This is a genomic window from Pseudomonas serbiensis (genome assembly GCF_030580745.1).
In the GTDB taxonomy this organism is placed as follows: domain Bacteria; phylum Pseudomonadota; class Gammaproteobacteria; order Pseudomonadales; family Pseudomonadaceae; genus Aquipseudomonas; species Aquipseudomonas serbiensis.
In genome coordinates this window covers 326,433-345,835 of sequence record NZ_JAUQOO010000005.1, presented here as the reverse complement: position 1 = coordinate 345,835, position 19,403 = coordinate 326,433, and the positions used below count along the sequence as shown (strand labels likewise).

Below are 19,403 nucleotides of genomic sequence, written 5' to 3'. Positions count from 1 at the left end.
CAGTTCCAGCTCAAAGACAAAGGGCTGGTTGATGGCCTCCGTGCCGGTAAAGGCCAGCACCTGAAAGTCGTGTCTGACGTCCTCCAGATGCAGGCTGAAATGTGTTTGATGGGCGGGTGCGGACATCACGTATTACTCCATGCCTGAATGAGTGACAACTTGAGCCCTATCGATTCTGATGAACCGACAGGGCTGTTATTCAGACTCAGGCTTTGACAGGGGCGCGCCAGTCGTCAGAGCCCAGGCTATGGGCTGATATATGAGTCCAGGTTATCTTGCGATAGGTAAAATGGACGTCTTGCAAGTGGGTGAAATGCTTGCTGGCTGGATCCTGGCAGTTATGCATGTAGTCTTTGATTTCAACGATGATTGCGTCTTCCAGCGTGGTGACGTAATAGTTCTCCTGTATGCCGTCATTAATGCGGTACCAGTGGATTTCGACTTTGGACAGGGTTTCGCCGGCGCTAAGAGCTGCATGCAACAGAGGGGAAGATCTGTCGAAAACCTTGGTGATGCATAGGGGCTTATGCACGCGCTGACCGGTAGGTTGACCTGACTGCGGATCACTGGGAACAGTAACCACATGGCTCATGGCCTGGACCATGATTTCATGTTCATGATTCTCCTGATAAATATTCCCGACCGATTCGGAAGTAGAGGCATTTTCAGTAATCAGGCCTTGTCTGGTACCGGTAATGGTCATGTAGGCGGGGATAGCCATTGATACTCTCCTTGCAAAAAATAAGCGTCCAGCGGCATATTTCGCCAGTGGTACAGCCTGTCTAATACCAAGAAGTGTGCCAGTTTTATTTTTCCTTTTTGGAACATGGAGTTGGCATTTTGCTAGTTTTAAAACAGGCGATTTCAACGGGAAAATTGCGCAAAAAAATGCGCACTTGCGCAAGTTCTTGCATATGTATTTTTCAAGCCTTGTTTCATGAGTGGTGTGGAATGTTATTCGCAGCTATATCCACAATGTATTGCGCAAAAACTTGCGCATGATGGCATTTTTGTCGCATTGATTTGCAGGGGTTGATTTGGTGTTTCGGCTATCTGTTGGCCGCGGTCATGAATTTTCAAGGGGGATTGTAAAATTTTTACCGACAGCACTGTAGGAAAGGTCCGAAAGTCTGCGGTGTGAGCTTTTTCTGCTTGTTAAAGAATTTTTTCATGGTTAGTGTCCGCATCGTGAGTTTCGCAAAGCGTCTTTCTGATCTGCGTGTTAATTGCCTGACTGGTCGGGCAAGGTTGAGTGATGACTTACTTGGATAAGCTTTCCATTCATTGCCTTGAACTTGTCGAACAACCTGTTTCCCAGATGTTCCATGAAGGTGAAGATATTCGTTTTTCAAACGAATTCGAGGCTCTGGAAGCGGAAGTTGGCAAGGCGTACTCATTGCAGGGGAATGTACAGGTCGATTGGCTTAAAGTGCGTGAGGGCAGTGAATATATCTTGCGTGGATGCTCCAGGGATTTGCGTGTTACGGTCTGGTTGACGTGGGCCTTGTATCAATGTGAATCATTTTCCGGGTTGTTGGCAGGAGTAAGTTTGCTTCACTATTTATGCAGTCATCACTGGCCAGTGCTTCATCCTCGAAAGTTGCGAACTCGAACGGCAGCGTTGAATTGGCTGGTCCCTCGGCTCGAACAGGCGCTTGCCGAAGATGTATCTGTGACAACGCAGTTAGCGTTGTTTCAAAAGCTGGTTGAAATACTTGAAGCTCTGGATAACGTGCTGACGAGTCGTCTGGGTGATGAGGCGCCGCTGCTTTTGCCAGTTCGTCGCCGGCTTGCAGGCATGGTACAGCGTGCGACCGAAAGTAAGCCTGATACAGAAAGTCTTGTTGCCCAGGTAAAGCAGGTGGCTGCCAGGGTTTTTAAAAATGAGGCAGTCATTGAAAACGAAAAAGATGCTCATAAAGCATTGAAAGATCAGCAGGAAAGTGCGCGGTTATTATGCGCCTGGTGGTTACGCCAGAAAGCTACTGATGTACGTGCTTTACGCCTGAGCCGCACGGTGTTGTGGTTGTCTACAGACAGAATGCCCGAATGCAATGTCAGGCAGATAACCACGTTACACGGCATTTCAGAGGATACAGTGAAAGGCTACGCAGAGCGTTTTCAGCAGGGACACTATGCGGATCTGGTGGTTGATATTGAAGCCAGTCTTGCCAAGTCACCTTTCTGGTTTGATGGGCAGCGTCTGGTATGGGAGTGCTTGCGTGCATTGAAATCCGAGGTGGCTATGCGGGAGGTGGAGGTTCTCTTTGCCTTGTTCCTGCAGCGGCTTCCAGGCATTTCTGATCTGAAGTTCCATGATGGATCGCCTTTCGCCGATGATGATACGCGAGGCTGGATCAGTGAGCAGGTAATGCCCCATGTCCAGGTTGCGAGCCCCGCTGATACCAGTGAAAAAAGTGCTGCTCAACCTGAGTGGGAACAGGTGTTACAGGAGGCGCTGGAAGTTTCGCGAAAAGAAGGGCTCAAGACGGCCGTTCAGATGCTTAAACAAAAATTGCAGATTGCTCAGAGTCAGCGGGATCGATTTTATTGGCAGTTCGCCTTGGCACAACTTTGTTACACCGCAAGGAAATATGAACTTGCCAAAAGCCAGCTGGAAATACTGGATCAGTATTTACAGGCGTCAGGGTTTCATACATGGGAGCCCGAGCTTTCCTTGAAAGTGCTGCACACATTGAATAGCTCCTATGAAAGCTTGCCGCAAAGCAATGTGGTAAGGGAACGCAAGGATGAAATATACCGCAGGCTTTGTCACCTCGATCTTGAGGTGCTACTTGAGTAAGCCTTGAAGGCTGGAACGCTAAAGGGGAAACATATGGCAAAAGAAGGTTCTGTCGCGCCTAAAGAACGGATAAACGTCACCTTCAAACCTGCGATTGGAGGTGCAAAGGAAGAAGTTGAGCTTCCATTCAAACTTCTGGTGGTGGGTGATTTTACGCAACGTGCCGATGAGCGGAAGCTTGAGGATCGAAAATCAATAAGCATCGATAAAAACAGTTTTGACGCTGTACTGGAAAAGCAGGAATTGACACTTGCGTTGAGTGTGCCAAACCGCCTTCAAGCGTCTGATGGCAGTGAAGAGTTGGGCATCAATGTCCGGGTTCGCTCAATCAAGGATTTCAATCCGGCCAGCCTGGTAGAACAGGTCCCCGAGCTGAAAAAACTTATGGAATTGCGGGATGCCCTTATGGCGCTCAAGGGGCCTCTTGGGAATGCACCTGCTTTTCGCAAGGCCATTGAAAGTGTGCTTGCCGATGATGAGTCTCGCAACCGTGTACTGGGTGAGTTGGGATTGGATAGTGCTGCATCGGAAAGCGCCTGAGTTATAAGCATAAGGAAATCAATCTAATGAGTGCTAAAGCGCTACAGTCAGAAAATGACAACGCTGTAGAGTATGGGGTTCTTGACCGGATCATCGCCGAAACAAGACTGACGCCCGGCGACGAGGCTTATGATATTGCCAAACGTGGAGTAGCTGCTTTCATTGAAGAGTTGCTGAAGCCACATAACAGCAAGGAGCCCGTAAAAAAGGCATTGGTTGATCGAATGATCGCCGAGATCGATACCCGGCTTGGTCAGCAGATGGATGAAATCCTGCACCACAAAGACTTTCAGGCACTGGAAGCTTCATGGCGTGGTCTTCAATTGCTGGTTGAACGCACTGATTTTCGTGAAAATATAAAAATCGAAATATTGAACGTATCCCGGCAAGATTTGCTGGATGATTTTGAAGACTCGCCAGAAGTCATGCAGTCAGGCCTTTATAAGCATGTCTATACCGCCGAATATGGCCAGTTCGGTGGTAACCCGGTTGGGGCGATCATCGCCAATTATTTCTTTTCGCCAAGTTCGCCTGACGTGAAAACCCTGCAGTATGTATCGAGTGTTGCCTGCATGGCTCATGCACCATTCATCGCTGCTGCCGGTCCCGGTTTTTTTGGTCTGGAGCAATTTACAGGCTTGCCTGACCTGAAGGATCTGAAAGATCACTTCGATGGCCCGCAATTCGTCAAATGGCAAAGTTTTCGTCAACAGGAAGACGCTCGCTACTGTGCCTTGACGGTGCCGCGTTTCCTGCTGCGCAATCCCTATGATCCGCAAGAGAACCCGGTGAAAACGTTTATCTACAGAGAAAACGTTTCCGGTAGCCATGAACATTACTTGTGGGGAAATACGGCCTATGCATTTGCCACTCGCTTGACCGACAGCTTTGCCAGGTTTCGCTGGTGTCCGAACATTATCGGCCCTCAGAGTGGCGGTGCCGTTGAGGGGCTGCCGCTGCACCACTTCCAGAGCATGGGTGAGATCGAAACCAAAATACCCACCGAGGTGCTGGTATCCGATCGCCGTGAGTATGAACTTGCCGAAGAGGGATTCATTGCCCTGACCATGCGCAAGGGAAGTGATAACGCAGCTTTTTTCTCCGCCAGTTCCGTGCAGAAACCCAAGTTCTTCGGCATCAGTGCCGAGGGAAAGACAGCCGAGCTGAACTACAAGCTGGGCACTCAGCTTCCTTACATGATGATTGTCAACCGACTGGCGCATTACCTCAAAGTGCTGCAGCGTGAGCAGCTCGGGTCCTGGAAGGAGCGTACCGATCTTGAGCTTGAGCTGAACAAGTGGATTGGCCAGTACGTGGCGGATCAGGAAAACCCAAGTGCCGATGTTCGTGGCAAACGTCCATTGCGTGCTGCGCAGATTATTGTCAGCAACGTTGAGGGCGAACCGGGTTGGTACCGGGTCAGCCTGAACGTGCGGCCTCACTTCAAATACATGGGAGCGGATTTTACGCTTTCCCTGGTCGGCAAGCTGGACAAGGAATAACGGGATGCAAGTCGCAGGCGCTCTGAAATGAGTCCTTACGGTAGTCTTTTCGAGCGTCTGGGGGGTGAGAGCAGGGGCCGCAATGGTATGAGCCGTGAAGAGTGTGTCATTGCTTCGGTGGCTGCTCATCTTGCGAAAATGCTTAGTACCCGAGCGGGTAGCGTACAGACACTGCCCGATTATGGGCTGCCGGATTTGAATGATATGAGCATGAGTCTGCATGACATCCTTGTTTCCTCTCGTTCAACTATCGAGGCTTTCATCAGAATGTGTGAGCCTCGTTTATACGATGTATCTATCGCGCCCCTGCCGCCCGGAGATGACAAGTTGAGGTTGCGATTTTCTATTGAGGGCTTCCTGGTGTTGGACGGTATAAAACGTGCCGTAAGTTTTGCGGCAAGTCTGGATGGTTGTGGAAAAGTAAATATCAATTAAGTGTCAGTCAGTCCCTGAACAGGTGGGTAACGCTTGTCTTTTAATAACTATTATCAAAGTGAGTTGACGGCGTTGCGTCAATTAGGGCGTCGCTTTGCCGAGCGTAATCCCTCACTGGCCCCTTTTTTAGGGCAGGCCGGGCGTGATCCGGATGTCGAGCGGTTACTGGAGGGATTTGCATTCCTGACAGGACGCCTGCGGCAAAAGCTCGATGATGAGTTACCTGAGCTGACTCACTCCCTTGTGCAGTTGTTATGGCCGAATTACATGCGCCCGTTCCCGGCTGTCAGCATGTTGCAGTTCGAGCCACTGGAATATTCTGGCGCGGGAGTGATCGTTGCCCGTGGCACTCCTGTGGAAAGCATACCTGTCGAGGACTCTGTCTGTCGTTTCAGCACCTGCTACCGGACGGAAGTTCTGCCGTTAAGACTGAGCGCATTGAACTGTTCGGAAAATGGCAGCGGTGTATTACTTGGCCTGCGTCTTGAGATGAACGGTGATGGGGCAATTGATTCTCTGCAATTGAATCGCTTGCGTCTGCATCTTGCCGGAGAACCACACATCAGCGAGATGTTGTACCTGGGCCTGATTCGTAACCTTGAAAGTGTCAGCGTGACTCCTTTGGATGCAGAGGGTAATCCTTTGACGACAGGAGCTGCCGGGGAGAAAGTGTCTTTCAATATTTCTGTCGACAAAGTGCAACCTGTGGGGTTCTCAGAAGAAGAGGCACTGATTCCCTATCCCTTGAATACGTTTCGTGGTTATCGTTATCTGCAAGAGTATTTCATATTTAAAGAGAAGTTTTTATTCGTCGATGTGCTGGGGCTTGAAGTTGTCAACACGCTGGCCCAGGGTCTCATTGAAAAGGTGAGAGGCGTCGAGTTGTCATTTGATATTGCAAAAAATGATATTCAGCGTTTGCGACCCACCCTTCAAAATATCAAGTTGTATTGCACTCCTGTCGTGAATCTGTTCAAGCAGGATGCCGTGCCCATTCGTCTAGAGGGAACACGGGATGAATATTTTTTAATGCCGGGCGGTCATGGTTCAGAAAAGTGCGGGATCTTTTCGGTGGATAAGGTGACGGGCTGGCAGCCGGGAGGTCTTGGGTATCAGGAGTTTGTGCTGTTCGAGTCATTCGAGCACGATTCCAGTTTTGATGTGCAGCAGCCCAAGCCTTATTACAGCATTCGTCAGCATCCTTCGCCTTTGCATGATGGTCTGGATACGTATTTGAGTTTTGATGGTCGCCAGACTGAGCGACATGAAACAGTCGCTGTAGAGTTGACGTGTACCCATCAGGGTCTTCCCTTTCACATACCGATGGGGGGCATTTGCAGGCCTTGCGAAGATACGCCTGACTTTTTGAGGTTCAAGAACATTACACCGGCCACTCGCTGCTTTGCGCCACCTCTGCATAGAGAGTTTCTGTGGCGAGTGATAAGTAACATGTCCTTGAACTATCTGTCATTGAACAATGTATCGGCACTGAGAAACATTCTGGAAACGTATGACTTTCCACGCCATTACGATCAGCAGGCGGAAAAGGTCAGCAAGCTGCTTTTGAGCGCGCTCAAGTCTATCCGTCATGAACCGGTCGACCATTTATATCGAGGCCTTCCTGTTCGTGGATTGAAAACCGAGTTGTTGATCGATACACAAGGGTGTGCCGGTGAAGGAGGCTTGTTTGTCTTTGCCTCGGTACTTAATGAGTTTTTTGCTCTTTATGCGAGTCTCAACTCTTTTCACGAGTTGCATGTCAAGAGCACCCAGGGAGAGGTATACGAATGGACGCCGCGCATGGGACTTCAGTCGTTGATCTGAATCGCCTGAGTCAGGAAATACCCAGGTATTCCCTGTTTCAGGCAATACCCTTGATTCTCGAACGACTTCGGGAAAGTAACCCGGATATCGATGAAGACGAGATTCAGGAGTTGCTGGAGTTTCAGGCCAATCCAAGTCTGGGGTTTCCCGCGAGTGATATCGATTGTCTGCACTTTTTTGAAGAAAATGGACAGCAACGAGCACGGCTCGGGCTTAATCTTTTGTGTTTGTCCGGAGCCAGTTCGCCATTACCTGCTTTTTATAGTGAGCAAGCCTTGGGTGATAGCAGAGAAGCGGAAACGACACGCTCGTTTCTTGATGTCTTTCATCACCGTCTGCAACGACTTCTTTTTCCGGTCTGGCGTAAATATCGCTATGACGCCAGTTTCACCTGTGGTGCGCAGGATTCGTTTTCAGGGCAGCTTTTTGCGCTGATAGGCCTCGCAGGGGAGGATATTCGCAGTACTGAAGAACTGAACTGGAAGCGTTTGTTGCCTTACCTGGGGTTGCTGAGTTTGCGGGCTCATTCAGCTGCATTGATAGAGTCTGTTCTGCGTTACTACTTCAAACATGCAGGTGTGTTTATCGAGCAGTGTATGGAGCGCTCGGTCGATATTGTTCAGCGGCAATGCAATCGCCTGGGTGTGGTGAATAACCGTCTTGGCGAGGATGTTGTACTGGGCGAAAGAGTCTGCGACCGAGGTGGAAAATTCCGTATTCATATCAAACAGCTTGGCTGGAATCGCTTTCACGAATTCCTGCCCATAGGTTCCGGTTTTGGAAGTCTTTCGGCATTGGTGCGTTTCACCCTGCGCGATCAACTGGATTACGACATTCGTCTGGAGTTACGCCAGGACGAAATCAGAGAGCAGCGTATTGGCGAATCGAACCGTTGCCATCTCGGCTGGAGCAGTTGGCTTGGATGTGAGCGGGCTGACGGGCTCGTCACTCTGAATAGTCATTAAGGACAGATATTCATGATCAATGTAGACCTGCAACAACTTGTAAAGGCACTGGATGCAGTAACCCGCCAAGACCTTGAGGGAACTGCCGGGCGTTGTGTGGCAAGAGGCGGGAGCAAGATCCTAGTAGAGGATCTGCTGCTGGCCTTGCTCGAGCGTCCCGGGGGGATACTGTCCCGCGCCTTGCAGGACGCAGATGTCGAGCCAGGAGAGCTGGCGGTAACGTTGCAAATGAGCATGGAGCAAAGCTCCTCCCGAAATCCGGTATTTGCCCCTGAGCTGGTTCAGTGGCTTCAGGATGCGTTACTGGTCGCCAATCTGGAGTTGGGCCAGAGCGAGATCGGTCAGGCCGCCTTGATCCTGGCTCTGCTGCGCAATCCGATCCGCTACGCCGGTAGCCGTTATCAGCCACTTCTGGCGAAGATAAATACCGATCGTGTGCGGGACTTTGCGCTTGGCGAGCAGGTTGCCTCTGCCGATGTCCCGTCAGGAAACGGGGAGTCCCTGCTGGCCCGTTTCACCCACAACCTGACCCGGCAAGCCCGTGAGGGCGGGCTCGACCCGGTTCTGTGCCGTGATTCCGAGATCCGGCAGATGATCGACATCCTCGCCCGTCGCAGAAAGAACAACCCGATTGTGGTCGGCGAGGCGGGCGTCGGGAAGACTGCCATTGTGGAGGGGCTGGCGCTACGGATTGCCCGTGGTGAAGTCCCTCGGCCTTTGCAGGGCGTCGAACTTCTGTCTCTGGACATGGGTTTGTTGCAGGCAGGTGCAAGCCTCAAGGGGGAGTTTGAACGTCGCCTCAAAGGCATCATCGATGAGGTGAAGTCTTCTCCAGAACCGATCATCCTTTTTATCGATGAGGCCCATACCCTGATCGGCGCAGGAGCGCAGGCCGGCAGTTCCGATGCGGCGAACCTGCTGAAACCTGCTCTGGCGAGAGGAGAGTTGCGTACCATCGCGGCAACCACCTGGGCAGAGTACAAGAAGTATTTCGAGAAAGACCCGGCGCTTTCACGGCGCTTTCAGCCTGTGCAGTTGCATGAGCCTACGGTCGATGAAGCCATCACCATTCTGCGCGGCCTGGCCCAGGTCTATGAAAGAAGTCACGGTGTTTATCTGCGTGATGATGCGGTGGTTGCGGCAGCCCAGTTATCTGCACGTTACCTGACCGGACGACAGTTGCCGGACAAGGCAGTCGATGTTCTCGATACGGCCTGTGCTCGTGTCCGCATCAGTCTTGCTGCGGCTCCTGAAAGCCTTGAACGTCTGCGTGCCGAGCTGGCTGAGGGGCAGCGTCAACTCGATGCCTTGCGGCGTGATGCAGATGCCGGATTGTCGGTTGATGCGTGCTTGCTGTATGCGCTGCAAGCCCGGATGGCGCAGGTTCGAGAGGATGAGGCTGAACTGGAAAGGCTCTGGCTTGAGCAACGAGAGATTGCCGGGCATTTGCTTGAGTTACGACAGAAGCTGGCTGCTGCGCGTGCGCAGAAAGACCACGACGCCGTATCCGAATCATTTGAGTATGAACTGCAGATCACCCATCAGCGCCTGGTCCAGGCCCAGGCAAGCAATCGGTTGGTCAGTTTTGAGGTCTGTCCCCGTCTGGTCGCTGAGGTGGTCAGCGCCTGGACCGGTATTCCGCTTTCACAACTGGCCCGTGAGTACAGCGAAAAGGTCGCTGACTTCGCTTCGGACCTGCGTTTCTGGATTCGAGGTCAGGAACAGGCTGTTCAGGCTCTTGATCGATCCATGCGTGCGGTGGCGGCAGGCCTGAACAAACCCGATGCACCTGTCGGCGTCTTTTTGCTGACAGGCCCCAGTGGTGTCGGCAAGACAGAAACGGCTCTGGCTCTAGCTGATCTTCTCTATGGTGGAGAGCGCTTCCTGATCACGATAAACATGTCCGAATTTCAGGAAAAGCATACGGTTTCCCGATTGATCGGTGCGCCACCCGGTTATGTGGGTTACGGCGAAGGTGGCATGTTGACAGAGGCTGTCCGGCAGAAGCCATATTCGGTGGTTTTACTGGATGAAGTGGAAAAGGCCGACCCCGATGTATTGAATCTTTTCTACCAGATATTCGATAAGGGTGTGCTCAATGATGGCGAGGGAAGGGAGATCAATTTCCGCAATACCCTGATCCTGATGACCTCCAATCTTGGGAGCGATTACATCACGATGCTTTGCCAGAACGGTCAGCGCCCCGATGCCGATGAGCTGGACAAGATTGTCCGCCCGGTGCTCAGTGCTCACTTCAAGCCGGCGTTGCTGGCACGGATGCAGGTGGTGCCTTATTACCCGGTCTGCGGGCCTCTGATGCGGGAACTGATCGAACTCAAGCTTCGTCGTCTGGGTGATCGGTTGTCAGGCCGGCAACTGATGTTCAGCCACTGCCAGGAACTGGTCACTTATCTGGCTGAGCATTGTACTCAAAGCGATAGCGGTGCCCGGTTGGTGGATTGTTTGCTTGACCTTCACGTATTGCCGTTGATTGCAGACCACGTACTGGATGCCATGGCCAGGGGAAACAGGCTGGAAAAAGTACATGTCACGCTCGACGGTACAGGCACCGTTATTTGCGAGTGTGTGTGATATGGGCTTCATGTTCGATTCAATCGAAGAGCCACTTGGCTATGCACAGGAACTCTGTATTCAATACACCAGCATTTCGCAGATATCCGATAGCGAGATGCTGTTGCAGGGATTTGCTCTGGCGGCATCGGAACTGAGTGGTTGCGAGCTGGCCCGGTTGTATCTGCTCGATGCCACGCATACGCACTTGAAGTTGTGTGCAGAGTCTCTGGGCGGTGTGGTCATACCTGGAGCCACTGCAAGCCTTGCAGTGGACTTCAACAGCGAGCAGCCATTGCAGTTATGTCTCTGCCAGAATCAGGTTGTCAGTGTGAGTGAACTCGATGTCTGTTCATTCGACACCGGTTTTTTGCCGCCCCATGAAAAGACCTGGAAGTCATTGTTATGTGTCCCTCTGATCAATCAGCAACAGAGGGTTGCCGGCCTGTTATTGTGCGCCAGCCTTGAGAGCCGGGTTCTGGCGGGTTTTGCTGAGTCACTGGGAGGGCTGGGGGCATTCGTGCTTGCGCAATTGCATCTGCTGCAACGTCTGCGCAACCTGCAGGAGCCTTTCGTTCAGCCTCTGGCAACGACTCCTCGAGACACCGGCTATGGCTTGATCGGCCAGAGCGAGATCATGCATCAGACCTGTCACTTGATCGGGAAGGTTCTGCATAGCTCATATACCGTTTTGCTGACCGGGGAGACAGGCACAGGCAAGGAGGTGGTTGCCCGAGCCATCCACGACCATGGGCCTCGTCGCTCCATGCCATTTGTCGTCCAGAACTGTAGTGCCTTTCCTGAGGGGCTTCTGGAAAGCGAGCTGTTCGGTTATCGCAGAGGTGCATTTACCGGGGCGGATCGTGACCGGGCAGGTCTGTTCGATGCAGCCAATGGCGGTACGCTGTTGCTGGACGAGATTGGCGATATGCCGCTGTCTCTGCAGGCCAAGTTATTACGGGTCTTGCAGGAAGGAGAGATCCGTCCGCTGGGCTCAAACGTTACCCGCAAGATCGATGTGCGCATCATTGCAGCAACCCACCGCAATCTTCAGGCGCTGGTCGCCGAAGGTCTGTTCAGGGAAGACCTTTACTATCGTCTGGCACAGTTCCCCATTGAGTTGCCTGCCTTGCGCCATCGTGAAGGCGACATTGTGCAGCTGGCACGGCATTTTTCCGACATGGCCTGCCACTTTCTTCAACGGGTCCCTGTTCGGTGGTCCGAAGTCGCGCTTGTTCTGCTGTGCAAACGTAACTTCCCCGGCAATGTCCGCGAGTTGAAAGGGCTTGTCGAACGCGCTGTGCTGCTGTGCGAAGGCGATGAACTACTGCCTGAGCATTTCTCTTTCGATGTAAAGCTGCTGAGTCGTGACACCAGCCTCAATCTGCGGGAGCGCCTTGAACAAGTAGAGCGCAGCGTATTGCTTGATAGTTTGCGCAAGAGTGGCGGCAATCGCAGTCTGGCTGCACGTGAACTGGGGCTGGCCCGTCGCACGCTGCTTTATCGAATATCTCACTTGAACATCAAGCGCGATGAGTTGCATGTCTGATTAAAAAGACACTCTTCTGGTTGTTCTTATTATCCATGCTCATGGAGGTTTTATGAGTGTTCGCTACTGGCTGCCTGCTGTTTCTGTTCTTGTGGTTATTGCCTTTCTTGCGGGATGCACTGGCCACTTCAAGTTTGATGATGACGAGTACCGGCCTCTGGGCGATCCCGACTCACTAAATCGTGGTAAGTAATCATAAATAGGTGTGCTCATGGAACGGCTTTTTGAAGTGGAAAACACCTTGCTGGACCCTCTTGCAGCACTGGAGTCCAGAAACAGTGTTTATTCAGACATGAATGACTTCTATTCATTGCCCAGTGCGTCCTGGCAGACAGGCCAGAGTCAGGATCATGCTCAAGTAGACAGTGAACATATGTCGTTGCCTGAGTTGATTGATATGCCAGTCACTGAACCTTGTCCGGTCGAGCCGGAAAGGCTGATGGACGACTTCTGGAAAGAGTTTGGCGATGCGCTGGGGATCAGTCTCGATCATCTTGAACTGTCCGGCCGTGAAGCCCTGGCGATAAATACCGCTCGCCTGTTCCGGCAGTGTATTGGCGGCTTGCGAAAAAACCTGCACACCCGCAGTGAGTTGAAACGCGAGTTGCAGTTAGTACCTGACAGCATTAGCCCGCTTGAAGACGCGGCAGATATCAGCATTGCAATGGATAAATTGCTGCTGGGCACATCGCCGTCGCTTGTCCAGGCCTTTCGTGACTTGCAGGCGCATCAGGTTGCCATGTTTGACGCCAGTCGGACCCTGGTGCGTGCCACTTTCGATCATTTTTCACCGCAACACCTGACCTGGCAGTTTGAGCTGGATAACGGTGCCTCGTTATTGCGGACAGCGGGCAGTCGCTGGCGCGCGTATATGCGCCATTACCGCACTCTGGAACAAGAGAGTGAATGGGAAGAACACCTGCTGGTTCGCAATTTTTCTCAGGCCTATCAAGAACAGATTCGCCTGATCAATACCCTCCATTTCAATACCCAAGGATGATGCTTATGTTTTGCTTCAGGAGTTCGATCATGCTGTCAGTGCTGCTGGCACTTGGCGGTTGTTCGGCATTGTCGCCTTACTCGACCCAGACTCGTTTGAGTCTGCAGTTGACTGCCAGTGATTACCTTAATCCGGATATCAATGGTCGGTCATCTCCCATTGTCTTGCGTCTGCTGGAGTTAAGGCATCCCGTCACTTTCGAGAACCTGGATTTCTTCAGTTTGTATGGGCGTGCGAGGGAATCCCTGAATAAGGATCTGGTGATCAGTGAGGAACTGGAGTTATTGCCAGGGCAACGTATCGATCTCAAGTTGAGAGCCGGTAAAGACAGTCAATATATCGGTGTCCTGGCGGCTTATCGAAACCTGCCTGAAGCCCGGTGGCGCCATGTTATCCCGCTGACGGCCGAAGGGCATACGCGCACCGGGCTGACACTCGATGAAACCGGTATTCACCGCAGTGATGAATATCAGCCGAAGCGAATGACCGGTCATGAATGAGCATAAAGTCATCTGGCGCGAAGGTATGTTGTTGCGCCCGCAGCACTTCCAGCATAACGACCGTTACTATGACCATCAGATGAAGACCCGTACACGGTTGGCCGGTGCCTACCTGTGGGGTTTCATGACGTTGGTGATTGACCCGCAGTTTCTTGCTTCCGGGCAAATAGTGATTGCGCAGGCCTCGGGTGTTCTTCCCGATGGAAGCATCTTTGACCTCAGGGACCGCGATAAACCTCTGGTGCTGGATATACCGCCAGACATCATGGACACGTCGGTCTATCTTGCGTTGCCGCTGGTGACCGGGAATTACATTGAGGCGCGAGGCCCTGAACAGCCGGATGTGCTGGCACGTTACACCGCCTATACAAGCAAGATATCCGACTCCAATGCCGGGGAGGGTAACGCCACTGAGATCATGTGTGCGCGCCCGGAGTTTCGCCTGCTGCTGGGTGAGCAGCAGAGTGAACAGACTTATGTGAAGCTCAAGCTGTGCCATGTCCTGTCTGTTTCTCCAGACAAGGCGATCACCCTGGCGACTGAGTTCACACCGACATTCATCAACGTTCGCAGCTCGGCCTATCTGGCCTCATGCCTCAAGGAAGTTGTGGGCCTGCTGGAATACAGAGGCGACGTCATTGCCGGGCGCATTCGGGCGAGCGGCAAGGTCGGGGGCGCGGAAGTTGGCGACTTCATGATGTTGCAACTGATCAATCGCACTGAACTTATCCTGAAGCATTACCTGAATATCGAAGATGTTCATCCTGAAGAGTTGTACCGCGTGCTGCTGGTCATGCTGGGTGACCTGGCCACTTTCGGCAGTGACAGCAGGCGTCCCTCACTGAGCAGCACTTATCGACATGGCGATCAGTGTGCGACGTTCAGGGCCTTGATGGCTGATATCCGGCAAGTGTTGTCGATGGTGCTTGAGCAACATGCAACCGAACTGGAACTTCAGGCCCGTCAGTATGGGGTTCTGGTTTCCCCACGTGTCGATCAGCAATTGCTTGGCTCGGCGTCGTTCGTTCTGGCGGCCAGTGCGCATTGCGATACCGAAGAGTTACGGCATCGATTGCCTTCACATCTCAAGGTCGGGTCTGTAGAGAGCATCCGCGAACTGGTCAGCCTGCATCTACCGGGAATCAGGCTCAGGCCACTGCCGGTCGCGCCCCGGCAGATTCCGTTTCACTCGAACAAGACCTATTTCATTCTCGAACTCAGTACTCAGGAACAAGCCCAGGTGGAAAACTCCTGTGGCTTTGCTTTCCATGTTTCAGGTGAGTTTGACGGGCTCGAACTGAAATTCTGGGCCATCAGGAACTCATGAACATGCACATTGATATGCAAGGCGATCAGGACGACAACCTGGTTCATCAGCAGGACAGCGGACATGGCGGGCTGACAGACTTCGCCAGACCGTCAGGTTTCGAGCAACTCGAAGAGCGGCTGAGCTATACGGCACGTCTGGTGCCTGCCGAGACGTTCAGCATCAACATCAACCCTCTTGTAACGGCCGCGAGTGATCTGTTGGCGGAGATCGTCAAGCTGGCCCTTGGCGCAGAGGCGGATGAACTTCACTCACTGAACCGAAGGCTTTCGCAGAACATCAGGCTTTTCGAGGCCCGAGCCCGGCAGGAGGGCATAGAGAACGATCAACTGCTGGCTGCCCGTTATGTGCTTTGTACAGTGATTGATGAAACCGTACTGACCACAAGTTGGGGCAGCGAATGGTCGACGATGAGCCTGCTGAGCCGTTTTCATCAGGAAACCTTTGGCGGTGAGAAGTTCTTCCTTTTGTTGGAGCGCTTATCGAGCAATCCGGCCCGGCATTTACCCATGCTGGAGTTGATGTATCTGTGCCTGTCATTGGGGTTTGAAGGCAAATACCGGGTCATGAAGCGCGGAAGCATCGAGCTGGAAGGGATTCGTGACGGCCTTTATCGGCAGATCCGGCAGTTGCGCGGCGATGTCTGTTCAGAGCTATCGCCGAACTGGCATGGAATGCAGGGCCAGCAGGGTCCGGCCATTCGCCCGGCTCCCTGGTGGCTGGTGGGTGTGTTCACCTTCGTGAGCCTGACAGTGATGTATTCGGGGTTCGCCTGGGTACTGGCCGAGCAGCGCGAGATGGTGCTCAAACCCTATCGTCAGATCCACGCCGCAGTACCCAAGACCTCAGCCGCAAACAGAGACATGTAATGAAAAATCTCTTCAAGAAAATGGCAGCCCTGTTTTGCCGGACATGGCTGTGGACGCTGCTGTCCGTGTTGTTTCTGGCGCTGTGCATATGGTTCGTGGGGCCGTTGCTGGCGGTGGCCGATCACAAGTTCTGGGAAAGCCCGACGTCCCGTCTTTTGTCCGTGAGCCTGTTGTTTCTGCTGTGGGGGCTGAGCATGGTCTTCGTCAGTTGGCGCAGCGCAGCAGGCAGGAAGAAACTGGAGGCCGACACGGCTGGTCAGGAGCATCTTCGCCAGCAGGCCCTGATTGAAAAAGAGCACAAGGAGTTATCCGGACGTTTCAGGGATGCGTTGCGTGTCATCAAGCTTTCCAGCCTGTATGGCGGTCAGGGTGAGCGTTTGCCCTGGTACCTGTTGATCGGCCCTGCCGGGAGTGGCAAGACGAGCCTTCTGGACTTTTCCGGCTTGGAGTTTCCGCTCAATAAAACCGGGCGCAAGTTGACCCGTGATACCCGAGGCACCGCCAGCAGCGATTGGTACTTTGCCGATCAGGCGGTGATTATCGATACGCCGGGCCGATACCTTGAGCAGGCCACGCCGCAAGTCGATGCCAGCGCCTGGCTTACGTTGCTGGGGCTGCTGCGTAACCGTCGACGGACCTGTCCGGTCAATGGCGTATTGGTGACGTTGCCTGTCGATATCCTTTTGGAGAATGACGAAGTCCGTCTGGAGATGGTCGCCGAAGCGGTACGTAACCGTCTGGATGAGTTGTATCGCAAGTTGCATGTCGATGTGCCGGTTTATCTGGTGTTGACCAAGGCCGACTCGCTGCAGGGGTTCGATGAGTTTTTCGACCAGCTATCCAGAGAAGAAGGCGAGCAGGTGCTTGGCGCGACGTTCGGCAAGGATCAGCGAGGCAGTGATTCCGATGTGCTCAAGCACGAGTTCGAAGAACTGCTGCGACGCCTGGGCAGCCAGGTCATCATGCGTATCCACCAGGAGCATGACCTTCAGCGTCGTGGGCGAATGCTCGGGTTTCCCGATCAGTTCGGGTTGATCGGGCATCGGCTGTGCATGTTTGCCGAGATGGCTTTTGCCGGGAGTCGATATCAGCGCGCCACGCAACTGCGCGGTTTCTATCTGACCTGCGCGCCTCATCTGCTCGCAAGCGTTCAAGAGGCCAGTGCAGAGGAGGGCAACAGTGCGCCGGGCAACAACAAGGTGTTGCCAGGCATGCACACCGGGCGCGCACGCTTCATTCGTTACCTGTTGAGCCGGGTCATTTTCCCCGAAGCGGCCCTGGCCATGATGGACAAGGGCGAGCGCTGGCGAGTGGATTGGGCGCGTCGCGGCTTGTATTGCGCTGCCCTGATGATATTGGCGTTGTTCGGTGCGCTGTGGGCGAACGGTTTTGCCACCAATCATGATCGTCTGGAGAGCATTCGCCATCTGGCGCAGCAGTGGACACAGCAGCGTTCTGCCCTGAATACGCAGGCCGATGCTCTGGCGATACTCAAGCCTCTGAACCTCAGCCATGCAGCCGCCCAGGTTTTTCCCGCGCCAGAAGAGGTATCACTTCATGAGCACAGCGGCCTTTATCAAGGCGAGGCCAGCAATCGTGTGCTGATGGATGCCTATCAGGCGGAACTGCAAAACCTGTTGTTACCTCGTGTGGCCCGGACGCTGGAGGCGCAGATACAGGCCAGCATGCAGGACCGTGAGCAACTGCTGGAAAGCCTGCGTGCTTACCTGATGTTGTATTTGCCCCAGCGTCGGGATCAAGCCTTGCTGCGAGACAGGATGGCGGCGGACTGGGCGCTGCGGTATGCAGGTCAGGCGCAGGAGCAAAACGAGCTAAATGGCCATCTGGAGCGCCTGCTCAGAGAATCTTTCGTTTACCCCGTCAACGATGCGCTGGTGGCCCAGGCCCGTCAGGCGCTTCGTAGCGAGTCGCTGGCCACTATCGTCTATCGGGTATTGCGCGAGCAGGCGCGCAATCTTGGGGATTATCGTCTTGCTCAACATATCGGCACCCAGGCCAGCCTTCTGGTTGGCACGCAATACCCGATTCCCGGTTTCTATACCCGGCGAGGCTACCAACAGTTCTTCGTGACCCAGGGTGTTGGCGCGATCAATGACATCCTGCGTGACAATTGGGTGCTGGGCGACGGCACAGGCCTGAACGGCATGGAACTGCGCAGCCTGATGGTCGAGCTGGAGCAGCTGTATTTCCGTGATTATGCCAATCATTGGAGCGAGGCTGTCGGGCAGGTTTCATTGCAGCCTTTTGACGGCCCCATGCAGGGCGCGACTCAGGTTTCAGGCCTGATATCAGCCAATTCGCCGTTACTGCAACTGCTGACGCAAGTACGCGATAACACCCAGTTTGCAGCAGCAGCCGAAACGGTAGTGGAAGCGCCAGCAGTTGCCCCGAAAGGTGTGTTGAATGCAGTGGCGTCTGCTGCGGTTGAGCCGGCAGCGGCCTTGCTCCCGGTGTTGCCGGACACTGCGAAGAAATCGTTGCAGCGCCGTTTTGAACCCTTGCATCGCTTGCTGGACGAACACAACGGCCCGGCGGCGGATCTGCTTATGGTGATCCAGGCTTTGAACGAGGTTCAACTGCAACTCGCCAGTCTGGCGCGATCCGGTCAGCCTGAGCTATTGGCTTTCGAGATGGCGCGAACCCGCATGTCGGGGCAACGGGATGCACTGAGCAACCTGCGCAATGCATCCACTCAGTTGCCGCAGCCGGTTGGTGGATGGTTCAACGGCCTGGCCGAAAGTACCTGGTCATTCGTTCTGGGTGAGGCTTATCGCTATATCAACCAGCGCTACAGGAACGAGCTGTACAGTTTCTATGAGCAGTCCCTCGATAAACGCTATCCGTTCCATGCTCATAGTGGCAGCGATGTCGCCATCAATGACTTTCGCGAGTTCTTCAAGGCGCAAGGGCTGGCCGAGCGGTTTTTCGACAGTTACATGAAGCCTTTTGTAAGTGGCGATCCGGGGCATTATCGCCTGCGTACCATTGATGGTTCAGGCTTGCCTGCCAGTCGTGCCTACCTCGATCAGATGGCCAGTGTGCAGACCATTCGCAAGAGTTTCTTTGCGGAAAACCCCGACGAACCTCTGGTGCAGTTCAAGCTTGAGCCTTACACGCTGGACCCGGCCGTCAGCCGTGCCGAGTTTCGTCTGGGCAACCAGATGATGGAGTATCGCCATGGCCCGATTGTGCCGGTCTCGTTCAAGTGGCCCACCGATGCAGATGACGGCCGTGCCAGCCTGGTGCTGGAGCGAATGACAGAACGCCCGATAGGTATCGAGAAGAGTACCGGGCCATGGTCGTTTTTCCGGCTTCTCGACCTGATGCAGGTTGAATACCTCAAAGGCCGGGATGTGCTGGTGCTCAAGGCCGATGTGGGTGGGCTGCGGGCCAATTACCTGTTGCTCGGTCAACGATCTGCGAACCCTTTCGATGTTTCGGTATTGCGCAGATTCCGGATGCCGGCACAGCTTTGATGTTTTGAGGCCGGGAATTGC

General features: G+C 53.5%; 16 protein-coding genes. 14 read left to right on the top strand and 2 right to left on the bottom strand.

What is annotated here, in order from left to right; translation table 11 throughout:
* Both Q6A51_RS09540 and Q6A51_RS09535 read right to left on the bottom strand, forming a co-directional pair.
* Nucleotides 1–126: hypothetical protein (locus Q6A51_RS09540; RefSeq protein WP_304574676.1), on the bottom strand; the 126-nt coding region annotated here is incomplete at its 3' end.
* A 79-nt stretch (nucleotides 127–205) separates the two neighbouring features.
* A complete protein-coding gene (locus Q6A51_RS09535) occupies nucleotides 206–721 on the bottom strand; it encodes an Hcp family type VI secretion system effector (RefSeq protein WP_304574665.1) in 516 nt (171 codons plus the stop codon).
* 534 nt (nucleotides 722–1,255) lie between these two features.
* Between Q6A51_RS09535 and tssA the strand changes: the two genes are divergently transcribed.
* The 14 genes from tssA to tssM are packed head-to-tail and all read left to right on the top strand — an operon-like array spanning nucleotide 1,256 to nucleotide 19,382.
* Nucleotides 1,256–2,803, top strand: coding sequence for a type VI secretion system protein TssA (gene tssA, locus Q6A51_RS09530; protein ID WP_304574664.1), 1,548 nt, complete (start codon nucleotides 1,256–1,258; stop codon nucleotides 2,801–2,803).
* A gap of 33 nt (nucleotides 2,804–2,836) precedes the next feature.
* On the top strand, nucleotides 2,837–3,343 hold the full coding sequence (gene tssB, locus Q6A51_RS09525; RefSeq protein WP_201016926.1) for a type VI secretion system contractile sheath small subunit: 507 nt from the start codon (nucleotides 2,837–2,839) through the stop codon (nucleotides 3,341–3,343).
* Between the two features lie 26 nt (nucleotides 3,344–3,369).
* Entirely contained in the window at nucleotides 3,370–4,845 is a 1,476-nt protein-coding gene (gene tssC, locus Q6A51_RS09520) for a type VI secretion system contractile sheath large subunit (protein WP_304574663.1), read from the top strand.
* Between the two features lie 27 nt (nucleotides 4,846–4,872).
* Nucleotides 4,873–5,280 carry a type VI secretion system baseplate subunit TssE gene (gene tssE, locus Q6A51_RS09515; RefSeq protein WP_304574662.1) on the top strand — a complete coding sequence of 136 codons (408 nt, stop codon included), beginning with the start codon at nucleotides 4,873–4,875 and terminating at the stop codon, nucleotides 5,278–5,280.
* Between the two features lie 33 nt (nucleotides 5,281–5,313).
* A complete protein-coding gene (tssF, locus tag Q6A51_RS09510; protein ID WP_304574661.1) occupies nucleotides 5,314–7,104 on the top strand; it encodes a type VI secretion system baseplate subunit TssF in 1,791 nt (596 codons plus the stop codon).
* Complete coding sequence (gene tssG / locus Q6A51_RS09505) at nucleotides 7,068–8,069, top strand: type VI secretion system baseplate subunit TssG (RefSeq protein WP_304574660.1); 1,002 nt, start codon at nucleotides 7,068–7,070, stop codon at nucleotides 8,067–8,069. The genes tssF and tssG overlap by 37 nt, the downstream gene beginning before the upstream one ends.
* Before the next feature lie 12 nt (nucleotides 8,070–8,081).
* Nucleotides 8,082–10,661: a type VI secretion system ATPase TssH gene (gene tssH, locus Q6A51_RS09500; protein ID WP_405046133.1), complete on the top strand. Its 2,580-nt coding sequence runs from the start codon at nucleotides 8,082–8,084 to the stop codon at nucleotides 10,659–10,661.
* 10 nt (nucleotides 10,662–10,671) lie between these two features.
* Nucleotides 10,672–12,189 carry a sigma-54 interaction domain-containing protein gene (locus Q6A51_RS09495; RefSeq protein ID WP_304574674.1) on the top strand — a complete coding sequence of 506 codons (1,518 nt, stop codon included), beginning with the start codon at nucleotides 10,672–10,674 and terminating at the stop codon, nucleotides 12,187–12,189.
* Nucleotides 12,190–12,241: 52 nt separating this feature from the next.
* Complete coding sequence (locus tag Q6A51_RS09490) at nucleotides 12,242–12,382, top strand: type VI secretion protein (RefSeq protein ID WP_201000341.1); 141 nt, start codon at nucleotides 12,242–12,244, stop codon at nucleotides 12,380–12,382.
* Between the two features lie 18 nt (nucleotides 12,383–12,400).
* The gene (gene tagH, locus Q6A51_RS09485) at nucleotides 12,401–13,189 is read left to right on the top strand and encodes a type VI secretion system-associated FHA domain protein TagH (RefSeq protein ID WP_304574659.1); all 789 of its coding nucleotides are present in this window, start codon (nucleotides 12,401–12,403) and stop codon (nucleotides 13,187–13,189) included.
* Nucleotides 13,189–13,689 carry a type VI secretion system lipoprotein TssJ gene (tssJ, locus tag Q6A51_RS09480; RefSeq protein ID WP_201017202.1) on the top strand — a complete coding sequence of 167 codons (501 nt, stop codon included), beginning with the start codon at nucleotides 13,189–13,191 and terminating at the stop codon, nucleotides 13,687–13,689. Before tagH ends, tssJ begins: the two co-directional genes overlap by 1 nt.
* Entirely contained in the window at nucleotides 13,682–15,016 is a 1,335-nt protein-coding gene (gene tssK, locus Q6A51_RS09475; protein WP_201016932.1) for a type VI secretion system baseplate subunit TssK, read from the top strand. Before tssJ ends, tssK begins: the two co-directional genes overlap by 8 nt.
* 2 nt (nucleotides 15,017–15,018) lie before the next feature.
* Nucleotides 15,019–15,885, top strand: a complete 867-nt coding sequence (gene icmH / locus Q6A51_RS09470; RefSeq protein ID WP_304574657.1) for a type IVB secretion system protein IcmH/DotU — start codon at nucleotides 15,019–15,021, stop codon at nucleotides 15,883–15,885.
* Nucleotides 15,885–19,382 (top strand): type VI secretion system membrane subunit TssM, encoded by a 3,498-nt coding sequence (gene tssM / locus Q6A51_RS09465; RefSeq protein ID WP_304574656.1) that lies wholly within the window; start codon nucleotides 15,885–15,887, stop codon nucleotides 19,380–19,382. Before icmH ends, tssM begins: the two co-directional genes overlap by 1 nt.
* Nucleotides 19,383–19,403 lie beyond the last annotated feature (21 nt).